Origin of the sequence: Gordonia mangrovi, assembly GCF_024734075.1 — a bacterium.
GTDB lineage: Bacteria > Actinomycetota > Actinomycetes > Mycobacteriales > Mycobacteriaceae > Gordonia > Gordonia mangrovi.
Genome location: NZ_CP102850.1, coordinates 4,479,378 through 4,499,790, shown reverse-complemented (window position 1 = coordinate 4,499,790; position 20,413 = coordinate 4,479,378). Strand labels below are relative to the sequence as shown.

Here is a 20,413-nt window from a genome sequence, read left to right as displayed (position 1 = left end):
TGCTACGACCGGTCAGACCGAAGCGGTCTCCGGCACGATGTTCACGGTCTTGCGGCCGCGCTTGGTGCCGAACTCCACGGCGCCCGACTCGAGGGCGAACAGGGTGTCGTCGCCACCGCGACCGACGTTGACGCCGGGGTGGAACTTGGTGCCGCGCTGGCGGACCAGGATCTCGCCGGCGCTGACCTGCTGACCACCGAAACGCTTCACGCCGAGGCGCTTGGCGTTGGAATCACGACCGTTGCGCGAGCTGGACGCGCCCTTCTTGTGTGCCATCTCTGCAGTCCTCCTGAGGTAGGTGCGGGAATCGAGTTACTTGATACCGGTGACCTTGAGGACCGTCAGGTTCTGACGGTGACCCTGGCGCTTGTGGTAGCCGGTCTTGTTCTTGAACTTGTGGATGCGGATCTTGGGACCCTTGACGTGCTCGACGACCTCACCGGTCACCGAGATCTTCGCCAGCTTGTCCGCATCGGTGGTGAGGGTCGAGCCGTCGACGACCAGCGCCACCGGCAGGCTCACGCTGCTACCCGGCGCGCTGTCGATCTTCTCGACCTTGACAATGTCGCCCTCTGCGACCTTGTACTGCTTACCGCCGGTCTTGACGATCGCGTACGTTGCCATCGAAGCTGTCCTCTTTAACTCGTCTGTCGGACCCTGGGCGCTGGTTCGCGCACCGGGTGGGTGGGTGGTGCGTCATCCTGGTGCGATCCGCGGGTGAACCCACGGACGGAACCGGGGTCACTGTGGATCACTCCAGAGGGCCTGTCGGCGGTTCCGCGCGGCTGATCGGTGCGTCTCAGGCGAACCTGAACGTTCCGGGCACAGCGCGGACCCTCCGCCGAAGGCGACCAATCAAGATTACGGGAACGCCGTGTGCCGGGTCAAACTCGACCACGGGCCCCGATCTGCCGGTCGCCTCGGATGGTCACTGCTCGGTCGGCGGCGGCCCCGCGGGTCGTCCGGCGGTGCGGCGACGTGGACGGCGCCGTACCGCGACCGCCGTCTCCGCGGTGGCACTCGAGCCGGCGGGTCCGAAGGTCGTCACCGGCGTCGAGTCGACGTTCTCGTCGGCCGAGATCACGATCGGTTCGGACGCCGCCGGCGCCGCCGCCTGTCGGACCACCCGCCGACGGCGCCGCGCCCGCGGTTCGGACGTCGGGCCGGATGTCTCCGGCGCCTCGATGCCGCCCGCTTCGGGCGCGGGCGTCTCGGCCGGAGTCGACCTGGCGGGTTGCGCCTCGTCCGCGTCGCTTCGGGCGGCGCGGTCGCCGTCGCCACCGGTCACCGGCTGATCGGCAGCGCTCGTGTCGGGCTGTGTGTCGTCCGTACCGGACCGCGCACCGCCGGTGGCCTGGGTGCGCTCGGCACCCTCGCCGGCGTCCTTCGCACCGTCCGCACCCTCGGCGTCGTGATCGTGATCGTGCGCGTGGGCGGCCATGGCCCGGAACATCGGGTGCTCGGCCGGATTGTGCGCCGGCTTCTGCTGTTCCGGTGCCGGTTCGGACTTGCGCCGATTGCGCCGGGAGCGCTTCGAACCGCCACCGTCATTCCCACTCGACTCGTCGGGACGGGCCTCGACGGGGTTGGCGTGCACCACGATCCCCCGGCCGCCGCAATGGCTGCACGGGGTCGAGAACGCTTCCAGCAGACCGGTGCCCAGGCGTTTGCGGGTCATCTGCACCAGGCCGAGCGAGGTCACTTCGGACACCTGATGACGCGTGCGGTCTCGGGCGAGGGCCTCGGTGAGCCGCCGCAACACCAGATCGCGGTTGGATTCGAGCACCATGTCGATGAAGTCGACGATGATCATGCCGCCGATGTCGCGCAGGCGCATCTGCCGCACGATCTCCTCGGCCGCCTCGAGGTTGTTGCGGGTGACCGTCTCCTCCAGATTGCCGCCGGAACCGGTGAACTTGCCGGTGTTGACATCGACGACAGTCATCGCCTCGGTGTGCTCGATGATCAACGTGCCACCCGACGGCAACCACACCTTGCGGTCGAGGGCCTTGGCGAGTTGCTCGTCGATGCGGTGCACCACGAACGAATCCGGCGCGTCGGCGTGTGGCTTCTCGAACCGCTCCACCCGTTCCATCAGGTCAGGGGCCACCGCATTGATATAGCGCTCGACGAGGTTCCAGGCCTTGCCGCCCTCGATGACCAACTTCTTGAAGTCCTCGTTGAACAGGTCGCGGACCACTCGGACCAGCAGATCGGGCTCTTCGTAGAGGGCCTGCGGGGCGCTGGCGCCCGAGCCCTTCTTCGCCTTGCCGACCGCGGCGTCGATGTCCTTCCACTGCGTTTCCAGGCGCGCGATGTCGGCGGCGAGCTCGTCGGCGCTGACACCTTCGGACGCGGTGCGGATGATCACGCCCGCATCGTCGGGGACCAGCTTGCCGAGGATGCTCTTCAGTCGCTTGCGTTCGACGTCGGGCAGTTTGCGGCTGATCCCCGTCGACGAACCTCCGGGCACGTAGACGAGGAAGCGACCGGCCAGGGAGATCTGGGTGGTGAGCCGCGCACCCTTGTGCCCGACCGGGTCCTTGCTGACCTGGACCAACACGTTGTCGCCGGGCTTGAGTGCCTGCTCGATCTTCCGGGATCCGCCGTCCAGTCCGGCCGCATCCCAGTTGACCTCGCCGGCGTAGAGCACGCCGTTGCGACCACGTCCGATGTCGACGAACGCCGCCTCCATGCCGGGTAACACGTTCTGCACGCGACCCAGGTAGATGTTGCCGACCATCGACGACGAGGTCTCGGTGGTGACGAAATGCTCGACGAGCACGCCGTCCTCGAGCACGGCCACCTGGGTGTAGTCCTCGATCGGCACCAGCTGGTCGTTGCCGCCCGAACCATTGCCGTTGATCGCGCTGTTGGCGCTGCGCTCGCGGACGACCATGACTCGATCGACCGCTTCCCGCCGGGCCAGGAACTCCGATTCGCTGAGGATGGGCGGTCGGCGACGCCCGGCATCGCGCCCGTCTCGGCGGCGCTGACGCTTGGCCTCGAGACGGGTGGAGCCGGAAATGCCCTGGACCTCGTCGCGTGCCTTCTTGCTGCGCGGTTCACGCTCGTGCACCACGGTGTTCGGCGGATCGTCGGGCGAGCTGTCCTCGGCGTCGGCACCCCCCTTGCGGCGACGGCGGCGACGGCGACGCTTCGACGACCCCTGCTCGCCGTCCTCGCCGCGCGATGAATCGGAGTCCGAGGAGTCGGCATCGGATGCAGCGCCCTCGTCGGACTCGGACTGCTTGGCCTTGTCCGAGCGGTCCTTGTCCGAGCGGTCCTTGTCCGGGCGATCCTTGTCGGGGCGGTCCTTGTCCGGGCGGTCCGTGCCGCCGTCCTCGTCGGCCCGCTCCGTCATGCCGGCGCTGGCGGCATCGCCGTTCTTGCCCTGCGTGCCCGACTTGTCGGCCTTGCCGCCCTCGGCCCGGTCGCCCTTGTTCTTGCCCTTCTTGCCCTTTTTGCCCGAAGGGCGTCCGGAGTCCTTGTCCTCATCGGCCCCGTCGGTCGCGACAGACGAATTCTCGGTCCCCGACTGCGACTCGTCGCCGCCGTTGTCGGACTGGTCGCCGCGACCACGACCGCGGCCGCGGCGGCCCCGGCGACGGCGACGTGAGCCGCGCTCACCGTCTCCCGAGGAATCGCCATCATCGGACGAGTCATCGGCGGACTCGGAGTCGTCGGACCGAGTCCTGTCGTCGTCGGCCGCACGGCCCGGACGACGGGTCGGCTCGGCCGCCTGCGGCGACAGGAACAGCGGCTGTGCCATGACGTCCTCGGTCGTCGGCCGCACGGGCTGGTGCTGGGTCTGCTCGACTGCCGAGAACAGCGTCGGCGATTCCTCGCTCTCCGCGGTCACCGACTCGCTCGGCGGAGCGGACTCATCCTGAGCGGGCTCTGCCGGTTCCGGCTCCGGTTCGGACGTCGACTGCGTGGTCGCCTGATCGTCGGTTGTGCCGGCCGGTTGCTCAGCGGCCGGTTCGGTCGGCGGCGCCGCCTCAACCACTCCGGGCGCTGCCTCGGCGGGCGTGTCGGCCGATTGGTCGCCCGCCGCGTCGCCGCGCACCTTCGCGGCGACCGCCTCGGCGGTCTCGCGGTCGATGCTGGATTGGGGGCTGCGTGTCTCGATGCCCAGCTCGGCGAGGTGCGCCAACACCTCGCGGCTGGTCAGGCCCAACGCCCTGGCGAGGGCATGCACACGAAGCCTGCTGGGGAACTCCTCCGCCGGTGCTGACGCTGCGTTCGCGTCAGCCGGCGACCCGTTGTCGGTCACTCACATCTCCTAGAGCCCCCGGGCGCGTCGGGCTGACGCGGCCACGCGAGGGCTTCACTGTCTGTCCCGGTCGGCTGTGGACCGGTGTTGTGTGGTCTTCGCGCCTTCTCTGCACACCGGGAATCCCGGCTCGCGAGGCGGCGCCTTGCGTTGTCGATGACCTCAACCGGCCGACGCCTTCCACGCCATCGTCAACACCGATGGGGAAGACGCGCGAATCGGGGTGTCCGATGCCGGATGCGTCATCCGGTTGTCGACGGCAAAGTGTGTCGCCCACAACTGTGCAAGTATCCCACACGACGAGTCGTTCCCCGCACACTACGCACGTTTGGCGGTTCCGACGGTGTGTGTGGCGGGGAACGAAGAGACGGAATTCGGGTCAGATGCCCAGGTCAGGAAACCACAGCGCGATCTCTCGCTCCGCCGACTCGGGCGAGTCCGAGCCGTGCACCAGGTTGGTCTGCGTGCTCAGCGCGAAGTCTCCGCGGATGGTCCCCGGGACGGCCTTCTCGACCGGGTCGGTCCCACCGGCGATCTGCCGGAACGCCGCCACTGCCCGCGGACCCTCCAGGACGGCGGCGACCAACGGGCCGGAGGTGATGAATTCCAGCAGCGACGGGTAGAAGGGCTTGCCCTCGTGTTCGGCGTAGTGGCCGCGGGCCACGTCGTCGCTCACCGTCTTGAGTTCCAGCGCGACGAGCGTGAGGCCCTTGCGCTCGATCCGGCTGATGATGTCGCCGACCAGCGACCGGGCCACGCCGTCGGGCTTGATGAGTACCAGAGTCCGTTCAGTCACGAGCACACCTTAGCGAGAAGCGAGAACGCGGGTCGGCGACGGCCGCCGTCAGGAGCAGTATTCGCCGGCAACCGGGAAGAAGCCGTAGTTGAACAGGCTTCCGGACCGGGCACGTGGGTCCACCACGACCTGCACACAACCGCCGGGTGAGTTCAGTGCGCTCGTGAGGGCCATGTCGAACTGGGCCGCCAGACCCAGGTTCGCCGGACGGTACTGCTGCGGGACGGGAAGTGCAGCGATCGCCTCGGGCAGATCCATCGACGAGGCTCGGTCGGTGATCTCGTGGGTGGCGAGATAGCTGTATTCACCCTCCCCCACCGGCATGGGCTCACCGGCCACCGGGAGGTCCTCCGGCGCGATCGCCGGCTCGGCGGCCGCGACCCCGCCACCCAGCGACGTTCCGATCACCATCAGCGCCAGTGCGGCGGTGGCCCAGGGGCGGCGAAGGCTGGAGATGAGTGTCAAGCTGTTCCTCACGTCATGAATCGTCAGCGGATGTTGCGGGGACGCGGCTTCGAGACGGCTCACCCCCGGCAGCGACATTCTCACAGGTGTGAGCGCCTCAGGGCGAGGGGCGAAAGGTCACAGTCGGGCAACAGGAGTTGCAGGAGACGAATCACCGCTCCGGGCAGGAGTACCGCCCGGCAGATCACTCGTCGATGGGTCGCTGTCCCGGCAGCATGCCCTTGGCCATCCGCACCTCGACGTCGTGCTTGACGTAGGCGATGTACACCCACACACACAGGAAGATCACCCCGATCACGGCGACCGACCACTGTAGGAAGCCACCGGCGATCACCAGGGCCTGAAGCCCCAGATCGAGGCGTATCGCATACGATCTGCCCTGCAACCCGGCGGCCACTATGTGCGCCGCCACCACGAAGCCGAGGTACCCGACGGACAACCAGGTCAGGCCCGGACCGAGATTGGCGACAATCGGAAAGGCCAGGCCCAGCACGATCACTTCGAGGATCAGGGTGCCCGCCATCACCCCGCGCAGGCCTTTCCACGGATCCGTCGTCGGCGGGGTGAAACGCACCGGGTCGGTCATGAGGGCTCCTTACCGAACAATGTGCGGGCCGCCCCGGCGGTGACCACCGATCCGGTGATCACCACACCGGCACCGGCGACCGGTTCGCCGTCGGATTCCTCGGCGAGTCCGATCGCGGTCTCCACCGCGTCGGGCAGGAACGGCTTCACCACCACGCGCTCCTCACCGAAGATCGGCAGCGCGATCTCGGCGAGTGCCTCGGTGTCCAGCGCCCGCGGCGATCCGTTGTTCGTCAGCACCACGCTGTCCAGGACGGGCTCGAGGGCCTCCAGGAATCCTTCCGCATCCTTGTCACCGAGCATGCCGATCACGCCGACGAGTCGGCGGAAGTCGAACTCTTCGGTCAACGCCCGCGCCAACGCATCACCCCCGTGTGGGTTGTGAGCGGCGTCGACGAACACGGTCGGCGCCGAGCGCACGCGCTCCAGCCGGCCCGGGCTCGCAACGGCCGCGAAACCTGCACGCACTGCGTCGATGTCGAGTTGGCGATCGGGGCCGGCCCCGAAGAATGCCTCGACCGCCGCCAACGCCAGTGCGGCGTTGGCCGCCTGATGGGCGCCGTGCAACGGAAGATAGACCTCGTCGTACACACCGCCGAGCCCCTGCAACCGCAGCAGCTGACCACCGACGGCCGTGATCGACTCCAGGACGGCGAACTCGGAGTCCTGGCGGGCGACGATGGTCCCGGATTCGACCGTCTGACGCAGCAGGACATCCATCACCTCCGGTGCCTGCGGTGCGATGACGGTGACGGGATCGGTCGGCACCAGATCGTCGGCGGCCTTCTTGATGATGCCGGCCTTCTCCCCCGCGATGGCCGCCAGCGTGTCGCCCAGATAGTCGGCATGATCCATCGCGATCGGGGTGATGACGGCGACCGTCGCGTCGACGACGTTGGTGGCGTCCCACCGTCCGCCCATCCCGGTCTCCACCACCGCGACGTCCACCGGCGCCTCGGCGAACACGGCATAGGAGATCGCGGTCAGCACCTCGAACTTGCTCATCCGCGGGCCGCCGGAGGCGGTGGACGAGTCGTCGACCATCGTGATGTAGGGCTCGAGTTCGCGGTAGGTGTCGATATAGGTGCGGGCAGGGATCGGTGCCCCGTCGACCGAGATTCGTTCGGTGACCCGCTGTAGATGCGGACTGGTGACCCGCCCGGTCCGCCGGTGCAGGGCGATCAGCAGGGCATCGATCATCCGGGCCACCGACGTCTTGCCGTTCGTGCCGGCGACGTGAATCGCCGGATAGCCGTGTTGGGGGGACCCGAGCAGATCCATCAACGCCGAGATACGCGTCAGCGACGGCTCGATCTTGGTCTCGGGCCAGCGGGTGTCCAGTTCGGCCTCGACCTCGGCGAGTTCGGCGAGTGTCGCGGCATCGTCGACCGGGCCGGCCGGGCGACGGGGCTCGTCACCATCGTCGACCGATTCGGAGTCGGCCTCGTCCGGGTCGCCTTGATCGCCGTCGCGGGCATCGATCTCGTCGAGCAGGGCGCCGAGATCCTGCGACACGGGCCCGTCCGGTCCGAGGTGATCGCGGTCCAGGTCGTCGTCCCAGTCGTCGGCGTCCGCACCGTGGTCCTGGTCGTCGCGAGGGTCCTGGTCGTCGCGGGGGTCGTGATCGTCGTGGGAACTCACGCGCCACCCAATGCGGCGAGCGCACCGCCGAGGCGTTCCACCTCTTCGGTCGCCACCTTCTGCCGTTCCCGGATCTTCGCGACGACGTGTTCGGGCGCCTTGGCGAGGAACTGTTCATTGCCGAGTTTGCCGGTGGTGGAGGCGAGTTCCTTCTCCGCGGCCGCCAGATCCTTGGTCAGGCGCTTGCGTTCGGCCGCCACGTCGACGGTGCCGGACGTATCGATCCGGACGGTGACCGTCGCCGACGAGAGGCGCACGTCGATGGTGGCGGTGGCCGCGAAGCCGTCGGCGGCGGCCTCCAGGCGCGCCAGCGAGTCGAGGTACCCGCGGGAGTCGGCGAGCGCCGCCGTGTCCAGGCCGTCGATCTCGGCTGCCACTCGCTGTCCCGGGCGCAGCCCCTGGTCGCTGCGGAAGCGCCGGACCTCGGTGATCAGGCGCTGCAGGTCGTCGATGTGTTGTGCCGCAACGGTATCGGCCGCCACCTCACTCGCTGCGGGCCAGTCCGCGATCACCACGGATTCTTTTCCGGTGAGCGACTTCCACAACATCTCGGTGACGAACGGCATCACCGGATGCAGCAATCTCAGCAGGCTGTCGAGCACCGTGCCGAGCACCACCGAGGTGGACGCGGATCGTGCGTCGTCGTTCTGCGCATACTGCACCTTGGCCAGTTCGAGGTACCAGTCACAGACCTCGTCCCAGGCGAAGTGGTACAGCGCCTCACAGGCTTTGGAGAACTCGTATGCCTCGAAGCCGGCATCGGCCTCGGCCCGGACCTGCTCGAGTCGGTCCAGAATCCACCGGTCGGCTTCGGTCAGCGTTGCGCGATCGGGTAGTTCACCCACCGTGGCGCCGTTCATCAGCGCGAACTTGGTGGCGTTGAACAGTTTCGTCGCGAAGTTGCGCGAGGACTGTGCGTGGTCCTCGCCGACCGAGATGTCGCTACCCGGGTTGGCGCCACGAGCGAGCGTGAAGCGCAACGCGTCGGCGCCGAAGCGCTCCACCCAGTCGAGCGGATCGATGCCGTTGCCCTTCGACTTCGACATCTTGCGGCCGTGCTCGTCGCGCACCAGACCATGCAGGAACAGGTTGTGAAACGGCACCGCGTTGCCGTCGCCGAGCCGGTCACCGACGTAGGTACCGAACATCATCATCCGGGCCACCCAGAAGAACAGGATGTCGTAGCCGGTGACGAGAACCGAAGTGGGATAGAACTTCTCGAGGTCGGCAGTGTTGTCGGGCCAGCCCATGGTGGAGAACGGCCACAGGCCCGACGAGAACCAGGTGTCGAGGACGTCGGTCTCCTGGACATAGCCGTCGGGTGCCTGCTCGTCGGGCCCCACACAGACGACCTCCCCCTCGGGGCCGTAGAAGATCGGGATGCGGTGACCCCACCACAGCTGACGAGAGATACACCAGTCGTACATGTTGTCGACCCAGCCGAACCAGCGCGGCTCCATCGAGGTCGGGTGGATCACGGTGTCACCGTTGCGAACCGCGTCGCCGGCCGCCTTGGCCAAGGACTCGACGCGCACCCACCACTGCATGGACAACCGCGGTTCGATGGGCTCGCCGGTCCGTTCGGAATGTCCGACGCTGTGCAGGTACGGCCGGACCTCGGTGACGATGCGCCCCTGCTCGGCGAGCGCTTCGCGCACCTTGACGCGTGCCTCGAAACGGTCCATCCCGTCGAACACCGTGCCGGTGTCGGCGATGCGTGCCTCGGCGTCCATGATCGTCGGCATCGGCAGGTCGTGGCGTTGCCCGATCGCGAAGTCGTTGGGGTCGTGTGCGGGAGTGATCTTGACCGCGCCACTGCCGAACTCGGGGTCCACGTAGTCGTCGGCGATGACCGGGATGCGCCGGTCGACGAACGGATGGTCGAGTTCGGTGCCGATCAGATGGGCGTAGCGCTCGTCCTCGGGATGCACGGCGATCGCGGTGTCGCCGAGCATCGTCTCCAGCCGCGTGGTGGCGACCACGATGTGCGGCTCGCCGTCGTCGAGGCTGCCGTAGCGGAAGCTGACGAGCTCACCCTCGACGTCGGCGTAGCTCACCTCGATGTCACTGATCGCCGTCTTGAGCACCGGCGACCAGTTCACCAACCGCTCGGCGCGGTAGATCAGCCCGTCGTCGTACATCTGCTTGAACACCGTCTGCACCGCGCGCGACAGGCCGTCGTCCATGGTGAAGCGTTCCCGGCTCCAGTCCACGCCGTCGCCGAGCCGGCGCATCTGGTTGCCGATGTTGCCGCCGATCTCGGCCTTCTCCGCCCAGACCCGCTCGATGAACGCGTCACGGCCGAGGTCGTCACGGGTGAGTCCCTCTTCGGCGGCGATCTTGCGTTCCACCATCGTCTGCATCGCGATCGCCGCGTGGTCCATGCCGGGCAGCCACAGCACCTCGTAGCCCTGCATGCGGCGCCGACGGGCCAGCGCATCCATCAGCACATGCTCGTAGGCATGCCCCATGTGCAGCGACCCGTTGACATTCGGTGGCGGGATGACGATCGAGAACGCCGGCCGGTCACTTGTCGCGTCTGCTGTGAAGTAACCGGCGTCCACCCAGCCCTGGTACAGCTGCGCCTCGTGTTCGGCGGGGTCCCAGGACTTCGGCAGCTCGCGGCTCGGATCGGGTGTGCTCACCCCACAATCTTAGGAAACGCCGCGTACTAGACGTGGAGCCGGTGCAGGTCTTCGGGAGCGTTGACGTTGGTGAGCCATTCCGGGGTACCCACGGCGATGCGATGAGTGGTCAACGCGTCGAGGGCGGCGAGCATGCGCCGTTCGCCGCCGGCGGTCAGCTCGGCGATCACCCGCGCCGCATCGGTCCGGTACAGGCCGGCCATCGGATGATCGCGCTGCGCGTCGGTGGCGATGACCGCCTGGGTCGACGCGGTGATCCCGCGCACCAGCTCATCGATCAACTCCGGCTCGATCAGCGGCATGTCGGTTGCACACACGAACGCCCACGTCGCGCCCGCGTCCGCCGCGCGGGCCAACCCCACCGCGAGACCCGCGAGCGGCCCGCCACCGGGTGTCTCATCGGTCACCCACTGCGCCTCCGGCCCGCCGGTCCCGTACAAGCCCTGATAGGCCGCGGACTCCTCGGGCGCCACGACGAGGACCGGATCGCAGCGTTCCCCGACGGTCCGGACCACGCGCGCGAGCATCGGCTCACCCGCCCAGTCGAGTGCCGCCTTGTCGCGACCCATCCGTCGGGAACGACCGCCGGCCAGCACGATTCCCGCCACCCGATCCACATCCTGTTGCGCCATGGGACCAGTGTGCCGACAGCGCGGCCGGCTCGGGGCAAGATGAGGATATGAACCGTCGAAGCCAGCCCGCGGACATCGCCGTCACCGAACCCGACGACATCCACACCGGGGCGATCAAGGATCACGCGGCCGGGGTTCCGGCGGTCGCGGTGGCCCTGGCGCGGGGACTCGAGCAGATGGGTCCGGTTCGCACGGCGCGCACGCTGGCCAAGCTCAATCAACGCGAGGGGTTCGACTGCCCTGGGTGTGCCTGGCCGGAGACGCCCGGACACCGCAAACACGCGGAGTTCTGCGAGAACGGCGCCAAGGCGGTCGCCGAGGAAGCCACGCGGCGCCGGGTGACACCGGATTTCTTCGCCGCTCATTCGGTGGACGACCTGCGGGAGCGCTCGGGCTACTGGCTGTCGCAGCAGGGGCGGCTGACCCACCCGATGTACCTCGCACCGGGCGATTCGCACTACCGACCCGTCTCCTGGGAGCAGGCCAACCAGCTCATCGCCGACGAACTCGCCGCGATGTCCTCACCACACGAAGCCGTTTTCTACACTTCCGGCCGCACCAGCAACGAAGCGGCCTTCGTGTATCAGCTGTTCGCGCGCAGTCTGGGCACCAACAACCTGCCGGACTGCTCCAACATGTGCCACGAATCGTCCGGCTCCGCACTCGGCGCATCGATCGGCATCGGCAAGGGGTCGGTCACCGTGCCCGACATCGAGTCGGCCGACCTCATCATCATCGCCGGCCAGAATCCGGGCACCAACCATCCGCGCATGCTGTCCACCCTGGAGAAGGCCAAACACAACGGCGCCCGGATCGTCGCGATCAACCCGCTGCCCGAAGCCGGCCTGATGCGGTTCAAGGATCCGCAGAAGATCGGTGGCGTCGTGGGGCACGGCGTGAAGCTCGCCGATGATTTCCTGCAGATCCGCCTCGGCGGCGACATGGCGCTGTTCCGCGGGGTCGCGCGGCTGCTGCTCGACGCCGAACGCGCCGCGCCCGGCACCGTCTTCGACCACGAATTCCTCGACGCGCACTGCGCCGGGGTCGACGACTACCTCAGCTCGCTCGACGACGTCGATATCGACGAGATCATCGCGGCCACCGGGCTGACGCAGGCCCAGATCGCCGACCTGGCCGATGCCGTGGCCTCCGCAGACCGCGTCATCTTGTGCTGGGCGATGGGTCTGACCCAGCATCGACATTCGGTGGCCACCATCGGCGAGGGCACCAACGTGTTGTTGCTGCGCGGCATGATCGGCAAGCCGGGAGCCGGCCTGTGCCCGGTGCGCGGACACTCCAATGTGCAGGGCGATCGCACGATGGGCATCTTCGAGAAGATGCCCGAGTCGTTCCTCGCGGCGCAGGACGCCGAGTTCGGGATCGTCTCCCCGCGCGACCACGGTTATGACACGGTGGCCGCCATCGGCGCCATGGCGCGCGGCGAGGTCCGCGTGTTCTTCGCGATGGGCGGCAACTTCGTCTCCGCGGCGCCGGACACCGAGTTCACCCGCACGGCCCTGGCTCGTTGCTCGCTCACCGTGCAGGTGAGTACGAAACTCAACGAATCGCACCTGGCCACCGGCCGTGCCGCGCTCATCCTGCCCACCCTCGGCCGCACCGACAAGGACCTTGTCGACGGTGTGGCCCAGCAGGTTTCGGTCGAGGACTCGATGTCGGTGGTCCATCTGTCGCGTGGTTCGCTGGCACCGGCGTCGGCCGAACTGCACAGCGAGGTCGCCATCGTCTGCGATCTCGCCACCACCGCGCTGGGCGCCGACCATCCGGTGGAGTGGCAGCAGATGCGCCGCGACTACAACCTGATCCGCGACCACATCTCCCGCGTCATCCCCGGCTTCGAGGACTTCAACATCCGCGTCCGACTCTCCGACGGATTCGTGCTACCCCATCCCCCGCGCGATCGCCGCGAATTCGACACTCCCGACGGTCGGGCCCATTTCGCGGTCCATCCACTCGACTGGGTGCCGGTGCCCGAGGGGCGGCTGATCCTGCAGACGCTGCGCAGCCACGACCAGTACAACACCACCATCTACGGACATGACGATCGCTACCGCGGCATCAAGGGCAATCGGCGGGTCATCATGTGCCATCCCGACGACATCGCGGCTGCCGGCCTGCGTGCCGGGGACCACGTCGACATCATCTCCGAGCATGCGGGCGAGGACGGCATCGTCGAGGAACGTCGCGTCGACGGATTCGAACTGGTCGCGTACTCCACCCCGCGCGGCAACGCGGCCGCCTACTACCCCGAGACCAATCCCCTCGTCCCACTCGGATCGGTCGCGCGGGAATCGAACACCCCGGTCTCCAAGGCGGTCGTGATCCGGCTCGAACCCAGCGTCACCGCGAGCTGACCACCGTGGGGCCCGCCGCGGCCCGGCACGCCGCAGCCCCCGGGAGCTCTGGGCTCGCGGGGGCTGCGGCGAAGTCGATTCGGGTCAGGCGCTCTTGTCGCGACGCTCGTCGCGTCCGGTCTTACGCGGCACGATCGTGGGGAGTACGTTGTCGCGGACGGTCTCGCCCGTCACGACGACCTTCTCGACGTCGTCACGGCTCGGGATGTCGTACATCACCGGTAGCAGCACTTCTTCCATGATCGCGCGCAGCCCGCGCGCACCGGTGCCGCGATGAATGGCCTGGTCGGCCACGGCCTCGAGCGCGTCCTTGCTGAACTCGAGTTCCACGTTGTCCATCTCGAACAGCTTGGTGTACTGCTTCACCAGGGCGTTCTTCGGCTCGGACAGAATGCTGACGAGCGAGTCCTTGTCCAGGTTGGTCACCGACGCGACGATCGGCAGGCGGCCGATGAACTCCGGGATCAGACCGAACTTGATCAGATCCTCCGGCATCACCTCGGCGAAGTGATCGGTGGTGTCGATCTCGTCCCGGCTTGTCACCTCGTTGCCGAAGCCGATGCCACGCTTGCCGATTCGCTCCGAGACGATCTTCTCCAGACCGGCGAACGCGCCGGCGACGATGAACAACACATTGGTCGTATCGATCTGGATGAACTCCTGGTGCGGGTGCTTGCGGCCACCTTGCGGCGGCACCGACGCCTGCGTCCCCTCCAAGATCTTCAGCAGGGCCTGCTGCACACCCTCACCCGACACGTCCCGCGTGATCGAGGGATTCTCGCTCTTGCGCGCGACCTTGTCGACCTCATCGATGTAGATGATGCCGGTCTCGGCGCGCTTCACGTCGTAGTCGGCCGCCTGGATGAGTTTCAGCAGGATGTTCTCGACATCCTCGCCGACATATCCCGCCTCGGTCAGCGCCGTCGCGTCGGCGATCGCGAACGGCACGTTCAGCATCTTCGCCAAGGTCTGGGCGAGGTAGGTCTTGCCGCAGCCGGTGGGACCGAGCATCAGAATGTTGGACTTCGCGATCTCCACCGACTCACCGGTGCGCGAATCCTTCTTCTCGCCGGCCTGAATGCGCTTGTAGTGGTTGTAGACCGCCACGGCGAGTGTGCGCTTGGCGGTGTCCTGACCGATGACGTAGTTCTCGAGGAAGTCGCGGATCTCCGCGGGCTTGGGCAACTCGTCGAGCTTCACGTCGCCGTTCTCGGCGAGTTCCTCTTCGATGATCTCGTTGCAGAGATCGATGCACTCGTCACAGATGTACACGCCGGGCCCGGCGATCAGCTTCTTGACCTGCTTCTGACTCTTTCCACAGAACGAGCACTTCAGCAGGTCGCCACCGTCTCCGATTCGTGCCATCTCGTGTACGTACCTTCCTCTTGCTCCGGTCGATTCGACGGACCTTCACCGTGCGCAGCCGGGCATGGGTGACCGTGCGGCATGCGGATCGCCCAATAACCCGACGGTACCCGCGCGCCGCTCGAACTTCGACCGATAACGCCAAATGTCGTCCCGGAAGTTTCGGCCGTCGTCCGCTATCTGGTTGTCCTGCTCGTCCTGGTCCTGTGCCGGTCTTCGGGGCCGGCTGTCTGGGCCTTCTCGTCTGCACGTTCTGCGCGGTGGACGAACACCCGCGCAGACGTCCAGGATGACTGTCGATGCCCGCCTTCGGCACGCACCACGTCCCGGCGTGTCGGAGACGAGGTGCGTGCCAAGCGATCAGGCTCAGGCCTTCTTCATCGACTTCTTGCGGTACTCGAACACTTCGTCGACGATGCCGTACTCCTTGGCCTGATCGGCCGAGAGGATGTTGTCGCGGTCGGTGTCCTTGCGGATCTTGTCCTTGTCCTGACCCGTGTGGCGGGACAGGATCTCGTCGAGCCGGTTGCGGATCCGTTCGATCTCGGCGGCCTGGATCTCCAGGTCGGAGACCTGGCCCTGATAAGCACCGCCGGTCCGTGGCTGATGGATCAGGATGGTGGCGTTGGGCAGCGCGGCGCGCTTGCCGGGGGTGCCGCCGGCGAGCAGGATGGCTGCGGCCGAGGCGGCCTCGCCCAGACAGACCGTCACGATGTCGCAGTGGACGTACTGCATGGTGTCGTAGATCGCCAGCATGTCGGGAACGCTGCCGCCCGGCGAGTTGATGTACATCGTGATGTCGCGGTCGGGGTCCTGGGACTCGAGCACCAGCAGCTGCGCCATCACGTCATTGGCGACGGTCTGATCGATCGGCGTACCGACGAACACGATGCGCTCTTCGAACAGCTTCGCGTACGGATCGTATTGCCGCTGGCCGTTGGGGGTGTGCTCGATGAACTGCGGCAGGATGTAGCGCGCCTCGATGCTCTTGATCGCAAGAGCTGACGAGGGGATCCCGGCGGCGACGTCGGCGGGCAGTGCGTCGAGGATGCGTGAATTGGTCATCTTCTGCTCCGTTGGTGAGATGTGGCCTCGTGCGTGCGGTGCGTGGTCGGCGATCAGGACGGGGTCACCGAACCGGCGCGGGTGACCACGTGGTCGACGAGTCCGTACTCGAGCGCCTGCTGCGCGGTGAACCACTTGTCGCGGTCCGAGTCGGCCTCGATCTTCTCCAGCGGCTGCCCGGTGAACTCGGCGTTGAGCCGGTTCATCTCCTTCTTGGTGGCGGCGAACTGCTCGGCCTGGATGGCGATGTCGGCCGCGGTACCACCGATTCCGGCCGACGGCTGGTGCATCATGATGCGCGAATGCGGCAGGGCATGACGTTTGCCCGGCGTACCGGCGGCCAGCAGGAACTGACCCATCGACGCGGCCATGCCCATCGCGTAGGTGGCGACATCGCATTCGGCGAGCTGCATCGTGTCGAAGATGGCCATACCCGCGGTCACCGAACCGCCGGGCGAGTTGATGTACAGGTTGATGTCGCGGGTCGGGTCCTCCGCCGAGAGCAGCAGGATCTGGGCGCACAGCCGGTTGGCGATGTCATCGTCGACCTGGGTGCCGAGGAAGATGATGCGCTCACGCAGCAGTCGTTCGAACACCGAATCGGTCAGATTCAGCCCGGCCACTCCCGAACTCAGGGTCGGCGTGTGGATCGTCGGCTCACTCACTGTTCCTACCTTTGCCTGTCGTGGTGACGTGCGGTCATCGACCGCGTCCACCGGTTTCCTCGGTCCAGCTTGTCCGCGCTGACCCGTTCCTGCGATGACGCCGGGTCATCGCGAGCGGGTTCATCGCGAGGTCCTCACCGACACTAACCAATGGCGCCGCAGCGTCAGTCCCGATGAGCACGCTATTCGCTGAGAGCAGAACAGCCGGCGACCGGGTACATCGACCCGGCTCCGGCTGCCCTGCCAACTCGTCGTGCGACGTGTCAGCTCTCGTCGTTCTCGTCTGTGTTGCTCTCATCTGGGGCGGCGTCGTCCTCATCGGACCCGCCGAAGAACTCGTCGGTGTCCACGGCTGCGCCGCTGCTGTCGGTGACGGTCACCTCCGACACGATCCCGGCGAGCGCCTTGCCACGGCGGACGTCGGCATAGACGGCACCGACCTGGCCGGCGCTCTGCAACTGCTGAATGAACTCCTGCGGCTGCATGCCGTAGCGCTGAGCCTGGAACAGGATCTGCTGGGTGAGCTCGTCCTGGTCCACCTCGGTCTCCTGCTGATCGGCGATCGCATCGAGCAGCAGCTGGGTCTTGACCGACTTCTCGGCCTCCTCGCGGGCCTCGGCGTCCCACTCCTCGCGGGTCTTGCCCTGCGCCTCGAGGAACTTCGCGACCTGCTCGTCGTCGTGCCCGAGAGCGTGCACGATCTGATGCTGCTGACCTTCGACCTCTTCGGCCACGACCTTCTCCGGCAGCGGGATCTCGACCTTGGCCAGCAGCTCTTCGAGAACCTTGTCCCGGATGGCGTTGGCCTGCTCGAGCTTCTTGGACTGCTTGACCCGGTCGACCAGGCTCTCGCGCAGCTCGGCGACGGTATCGAATTCGCTGGCCATCTGGGCGAACTCGTCGTCGAGCTCGGGCAATTCACGTTCCTTCACCGAGTTGACGGTGACCGTGACCTGCGCCTCTTCCCCGGCGTGGTCGCCGGCGACGAGCTTGGTGGTGAAGTCCTTGGTCTCGCCGGCCTTCACACCGATCAGCGCCTCGTCGAGACCGTCGATGAGCTGACCCGAGCCGACCTCGTGCGACAGCCCCTCGGTCGACGCCTCGTCGACCGCCTCGCCGTCGACGGTCGCCGCCAGATCGATCGACACGAAGTCCCCGTCCTGGGCACCGCGGTCAACACCCTGAAGGGTGCCGAAGCGGGCGCGCAGACCCTCGACCTGCTCCTCCACCTCGGCGTCGTCGATCTCGATCGCGTCGACCTCGACCGCGAGAGTCGCGTAGTCGGGCAGCTCGATCTCCGGGCGGACGTCGACTTCGGCGGTGAAGGTGATCGGGCTGCCGTAGACCAGCTCGGCGAGGTCGATCTCGGGCTGGCCGATCGCTTTGGTCTCGGTCTCGGCCACGGCCTGCGAGTACTTACCCGGCAGCGCGTCGTTGACGACCTGGGCCAGGATCGAATCGCGGCCGACGCGGGCCTCGATCAGCTTTGCGGGCGCCTTACCCGGCCGGAAGCCCGGAATGCGGACCTGTTGGGCCAGCGAACGGTAGGTCCGGTCGAACTCACCGGAGAGCTCCTCGAACGGGACTTCGACATTGAGCTTCACCCGGGTCGGGCCGAGCTGCTCGACGGTGCTCTTCACGCCTGCTCCTTACATCTGCATTTCTGCGTCGGTGTCATTGGTCTGTGCGGGTCTGTTGCGGGCGTGCCGCCACCACATCGGTCGGGATGACAGGATTTGAACCTGCGACCCTCCGCTCCCAAAGCGGATGCGCTACCAAGCTGCGCCACATCCCGGCAGCCCTGGGTCACGACGCGATCGATCGATCGACCGATGAGACGTAGAGCAGGGCCAACAGAAGATAGTACGTGTCGCGTTTGCGGCCACCCAAACGGGTGGCCGATGCCACGGCCATCAGCGACGCGCCGGAGCGCGATTTCTGGTTCCGACATCACATTGGGTACAGTCTTGGACGCACGCGACGCCGGTGGCGATCCCACCAGGTGGCGCGGCACGCGGGTGTAGCTCAATGGTAGAGCCCTAGTCTTCCAAACTAGCTACGCGGGTTCGATTCCCGTCACCCGCTCCACCGGGCCGGAGACACTGCGGCCGCCGGCCCTTTGTGGTGACACGGCGCGCCGCAGCCGGCGGAACTGTGATCGGCATCACTGTGGGCGTAGGGTTGGGGTATGTCTTCCAGCCACGTCAAGAGCCAGCGCAAGTGTCCGAGCTGTGGAGCCAACCTCTACGTCCGCAAGGATGTGGTGCAGTCGGGTTCCGGCCCCGCTCGAGTGGATGTGATGCTCGTCTGCCGTGACGAGTCATGCGCAGAACCGGCCCGTCACCTGCGCACCGAGCATCCGCAGCCGGCCTGATAAATTCGCCGCGCTGCACGCGAACCAGCCTCGCGTGCAGATGGTTTCTGCGCATTTTCCGGACCCGGGCATTCAGTTTTGCGGCCCGATGGCCCATGATGGTCTGACGATGGTTCCCAGGGGGTCGGTGTCCGTCGCGAACTGACACCGCATTGTCCCTGGGGGGAACCTTGTTCGAACAGCGTCGCGGTCACCCGTGTGCCGTCAACCGCTCCGGCCCCTTCGCGCCTCGCGCCGCACTGATCCTGGCAGCCACGGTCATGACCGTCGTCGGGCTGGTGATCGGCGCCCCGAACGCCGGCGCCGACAACGTCGCCCTGCCCACCCCGCTGCGCGACCGCTTCTACGACACGCCACCCAACATCGCATCCTTCGCGCCCGGTGCTCTCATCGCGGCACGAGATCGCCCGAACCCGCCGGCGTTCTTCGATGCCCGCACCTACCAGCTCAAATTCCGTTCCTCGGACAGCCAGGGCCGGCCGATCGCCGCGGTGACGACCGTCCTGGTCCCCACCCACAAGCGGGTCAACGGTCCACTGCTGTCGTTTCAGCACATCATCAATGCGACCGGCCTGGAGTGCGCACCGTCGCAGGCGCTCTGGACGCAGGACCCGAACCTGGCGATCCGGGAGGCACCCGGCCTCAATGTCGCCCTGCAGCAGGGGTGGACGGTCGCCATCCCCGATCACCTCGGACCCCGCAGCGCCTATGGCGCCGCGAAGCTCGGCGGCCAGATCACGCTGGACAACATCCGCGCGGTGAAACAATTCCGCCCCGCTGGGGTGGCCGATGGACGGATCGGGTTGGCCGGGTACTCCGGAGGTGGGATGGCGACCGCGTGGGCGGCCGCGTTGGCGCCGACCTACGCTCCCGACCTCGACATCGCCGGTGCCGCCTACGGCGGTGTGCCGATGAATCTGCTCGAGATGGCCGAGGGCCTCGGGTACTCCACCCCGCACCCGGCCTTCGGTCTGGCCTTCGCCGCCGCCATCGGGGTGTCGCGCGAGTACCCGAAGCAGATCCCGATGTGGCAGCACCTGTCGCCGCTGGGCAAGCAGATGTACCTGGGGATGCGCAACGCCTGCACGAACGACATCCTGCGCCTGGGTGCCGGCCACGACGCCCAGCAGGTCACTGTCGGCGGGCGTGCCATCTTCGACGACCCCGCGGCGCGCAGGGTCGTCGAACAGAACAGTCTGTCGCTCTACCCCGGCACCCCGCGCACGCCGATCTTCGAGTGGCACAGTCCCACCGATGCCTTGATCCCGGTGTCCTCCATCGACCACACACTCGCCCGGTATTGCCGTGCGGGCGTCCCGGTCGAGCGCCTGTCGACGCCGTCCCCCGATCATCTGTCGGCCGCGCTCCTCGGATTGCTCCCGGCCTTTCGCTATCTGCAGGACAGGTTCGCGGGCGTACCGGCGCCGAGTTCCTGCTGACGTGACGGTCATCACAATTGCATAGCCGCCCGGCCCGCTCACCACGCGGTTCACCCGCGCACCCACCGTGACGTCCACCGTTCGACGACTGTT

General features: G+C 67.2%; 16 protein-coding genes and 2 tRNA genes. 4 read left to right on the top strand and 14 right to left on the bottom strand.

The window, feature by feature from the left end; genetic code table 11:
- Positions 1-12 precede the first annotated feature (12 nt).
- The 9 genes from rpmA to mobA all read right to left on the bottom strand — a co-directional run bounded on the left by rpmA (position 13) and on the right by mobA (position 11,040).
- Positions 13-276, bottom strand: coding sequence for a 50S ribosomal protein L27 (rpmA, locus tag NWF22_RS20390; RefSeq protein ID WP_160902659.1), 264 nt, complete (start codon positions 274-276; stop codon positions 13-15).
- Positions 277-312: 36 nt separating this feature from the next.
- Positions 313-624, bottom strand: coding sequence for a 50S ribosomal protein L21 (rplU, locus tag NWF22_RS20385; RefSeq protein WP_160902660.1), 312 nt, complete (start codon positions 622-624; stop codon positions 313-315).
- 304 nt (positions 625-928) lie between these two features.
- Entirely contained in the window at positions 929-4,276 is a 3,348-nt protein-coding gene (locus tag NWF22_RS20380; RefSeq protein WP_160902661.1) for a translation initiation factor IF-2 N-terminal domain-containing protein, read from the bottom strand.
- 379 nt (positions 4,277-4,655) lie between these two features.
- Positions 4,656-5,072 carry a nucleoside-diphosphate kinase gene (gene ndk, locus NWF22_RS20375; protein WP_160902662.1) on the bottom strand — a complete coding sequence of 139 codons (417 nt, stop codon included), beginning with the start codon at positions 5,070-5,072 and terminating at the stop codon, positions 4,656-4,658.
- A gap of 48 nt (positions 5,073-5,120) precedes the next feature.
- Positions 5,121-5,549: a hypothetical protein gene (locus NWF22_RS20370; RefSeq protein ID WP_258321224.1), complete on the bottom strand. Its 429-nt coding sequence runs from the start codon at positions 5,547-5,549 to the stop codon at positions 5,121-5,123.
- A 172-nt stretch (positions 5,550-5,721) separates the two neighbouring features.
- Complete coding sequence (locus NWF22_RS20365; RefSeq protein WP_160902663.1) at positions 5,722-6,123, bottom strand: DUF4233 domain-containing protein; 402 nt, start codon at positions 6,121-6,123, stop codon at positions 5,722-5,724.
- Positions 6,120-7,763, bottom strand: a complete 1,644-nt coding sequence (folC, locus tag NWF22_RS20360; RefSeq protein WP_373691960.1) for a bifunctional tetrahydrofolate synthase/dihydrofolate synthase — start codon at positions 7,761-7,763, stop codon at positions 6,120-6,122. Before folC ends, NWF22_RS20365 begins: the two co-directional genes overlap by 4 nt.
- Positions 7,760-10,408 (bottom strand): valine--tRNA ligase, encoded by a 2,649-nt coding sequence (locus tag NWF22_RS20355; protein ID WP_160902664.1) that lies wholly within the window; start codon positions 10,406-10,408, stop codon positions 7,760-7,762. The genes folC and NWF22_RS20355 overlap by 4 nt, the downstream gene beginning before the upstream one ends.
- Positions 10,409-10,434: 26 nt before the next feature.
- Positions 10,435-11,040, bottom strand: a complete 606-nt coding sequence (gene mobA / locus NWF22_RS20350) for a molybdenum cofactor guanylyltransferase (RefSeq protein WP_160902665.1) — start codon at positions 11,038-11,040, stop codon at positions 10,435-10,437.
- 47 nt (positions 11,041-11,087) lie between these two features.
- Between mobA and NWF22_RS20345 the strand changes: the two genes are divergently transcribed.
- Positions 11,088-13,412: an FdhF/YdeP family oxidoreductase gene (locus NWF22_RS20345; RefSeq protein ID WP_160902666.1), complete on the top strand. Its 2,325-nt coding sequence runs from the start codon at positions 11,088-11,090 to the stop codon at positions 13,410-13,412.
- 84 nt (positions 13,413-13,496) lie between these two features.
- Here NWF22_RS20345 and clpX read toward each other — a convergent pair whose 3' ends face one another.
- From clpX to NWF22_RS20320, 5 genes are all read right to left on the bottom strand, one after another.
- The gene (gene clpX / locus NWF22_RS20340) at positions 13,497-14,777 is read right to left on the bottom strand and encodes an ATP-dependent Clp protease ATP-binding subunit ClpX (RefSeq protein ID WP_160902667.1); all 1,281 of its coding nucleotides are present in this window, start codon (positions 14,775-14,777) and stop codon (positions 13,497-13,499) included.
- Positions 14,778-15,143: 366 nt separating this feature from the next.
- On the bottom strand, positions 15,144-15,842 hold the full coding sequence (locus NWF22_RS20335) for an ATP-dependent Clp protease proteolytic subunit (protein WP_160902668.1): 699 nt from the start codon (positions 15,840-15,842) through the stop codon (positions 15,144-15,146).
- Between the two features lie 53 nt (positions 15,843-15,895).
- Entirely contained in the window at positions 15,896-16,507 is a 612-nt protein-coding gene (locus tag NWF22_RS20330) for an ATP-dependent Clp protease proteolytic subunit (RefSeq protein WP_160902669.1), read from the bottom strand.
- 263 nt (positions 16,508-16,770) lie between these two features.
- Positions 16,771-18,147 carry a trigger factor gene (gene tig / locus NWF22_RS20325; RefSeq protein ID WP_160902670.1) on the bottom strand — a complete coding sequence of 459 codons (1,377 nt, stop codon included), beginning with the start codon at positions 18,145-18,147 and terminating at the stop codon, positions 16,771-16,773.
- Positions 18,148-18,228: 81 nt separating this feature from the next.
- Positions 18,229-18,302: transfer RNA gene (locus tag NWF22_RS20320), tRNA-Pro, on the bottom strand.
- A gap of 219 nt (positions 18,303-18,521) precedes the next feature.
- Between NWF22_RS20320 and NWF22_RS20315 the strand changes: the two genes are divergently transcribed.
- From NWF22_RS20315 to NWF22_RS20305, 3 genes are all read left to right on the top strand, one after another.
- Positions 18,522-18,595, top strand: a tRNA-Gly gene (locus NWF22_RS20315).
- Between the two features lie 100 nt (positions 18,596-18,695).
- Entirely contained in the window at positions 18,696-18,881 is a 186-nt protein-coding gene (locus tag NWF22_RS20310; protein WP_160902671.1) for a hypothetical protein, read from the top strand.
- A gap of 260 nt (positions 18,882-19,141) precedes the next feature.
- On the top strand, positions 19,142-20,320 hold the full coding sequence (locus NWF22_RS20305; RefSeq protein ID WP_160902672.1) for a lipase family protein: 1,179 nt from the start codon (positions 19,142-19,144) through the stop codon (positions 20,318-20,320).
- Positions 20,321-20,413 lie beyond the last annotated feature (93 nt).

Excerpts from the sequence above, each read along its gene's own strand:
- rpmA (WP_160902659.1), bottom strand. The coding sequence starts at position 276 with ATGGCACACAAGAAGGGCGCGTCCAGCTCGCGCAACGGTCGTGATTCC.
- rplU (WP_160902660.1), bottom strand. The coding sequence starts at position 624 with ATGGCAACGTACGCGATCGTCAAGACCGGCGGTAAGCAGTACAAGGTC.
- NWF22_RS20365 (WP_160902663.1), bottom strand. The coding sequence starts at position 6,123 with ATGACCGACCCGGTGCGTTTCACCCCGCCGACGACGGATCCGTGGAAA.
- mobA (WP_160902665.1), bottom strand. The coding sequence starts at position 11,040 with ATGGCGCAACAGGATGTGGATCGGGTGGCGGGAATCGTGCTGGCCGGC.
- NWF22_RS20345 (WP_160902666.1), top strand. The coding sequence starts at position 11,088 with ATGAACCGTCGAAGCCAGCCCGCGGACATCGCCGTCACCGAACCCGAC.
- clpX (WP_160902667.1), bottom strand. The coding sequence starts at position 14,777 with ATGGCACGAATCGGAGACGGTGGCGACCTGCTGAAGTGCTCGTTCTGT.
- NWF22_RS20335 (WP_160902668.1), bottom strand. The coding sequence starts at position 15,842 with ATGACCAATTCACGCATCCTCGACGCACTGCCCGCCGACGTCGCCGCC.
- NWF22_RS20310 (WP_160902671.1), top strand. The coding sequence starts at position 18,696 with ATGTCTTCCAGCCACGTCAAGAGCCAGCGCAAGTGTCCGAGCTGTGGA.
- NWF22_RS20305 (WP_160902672.1), top strand. The coding sequence starts at position 19,142 with ATGACCGTCGTCGGGCTGGTGATCGGCGCCCCGAACGCCGGCGCCGAC.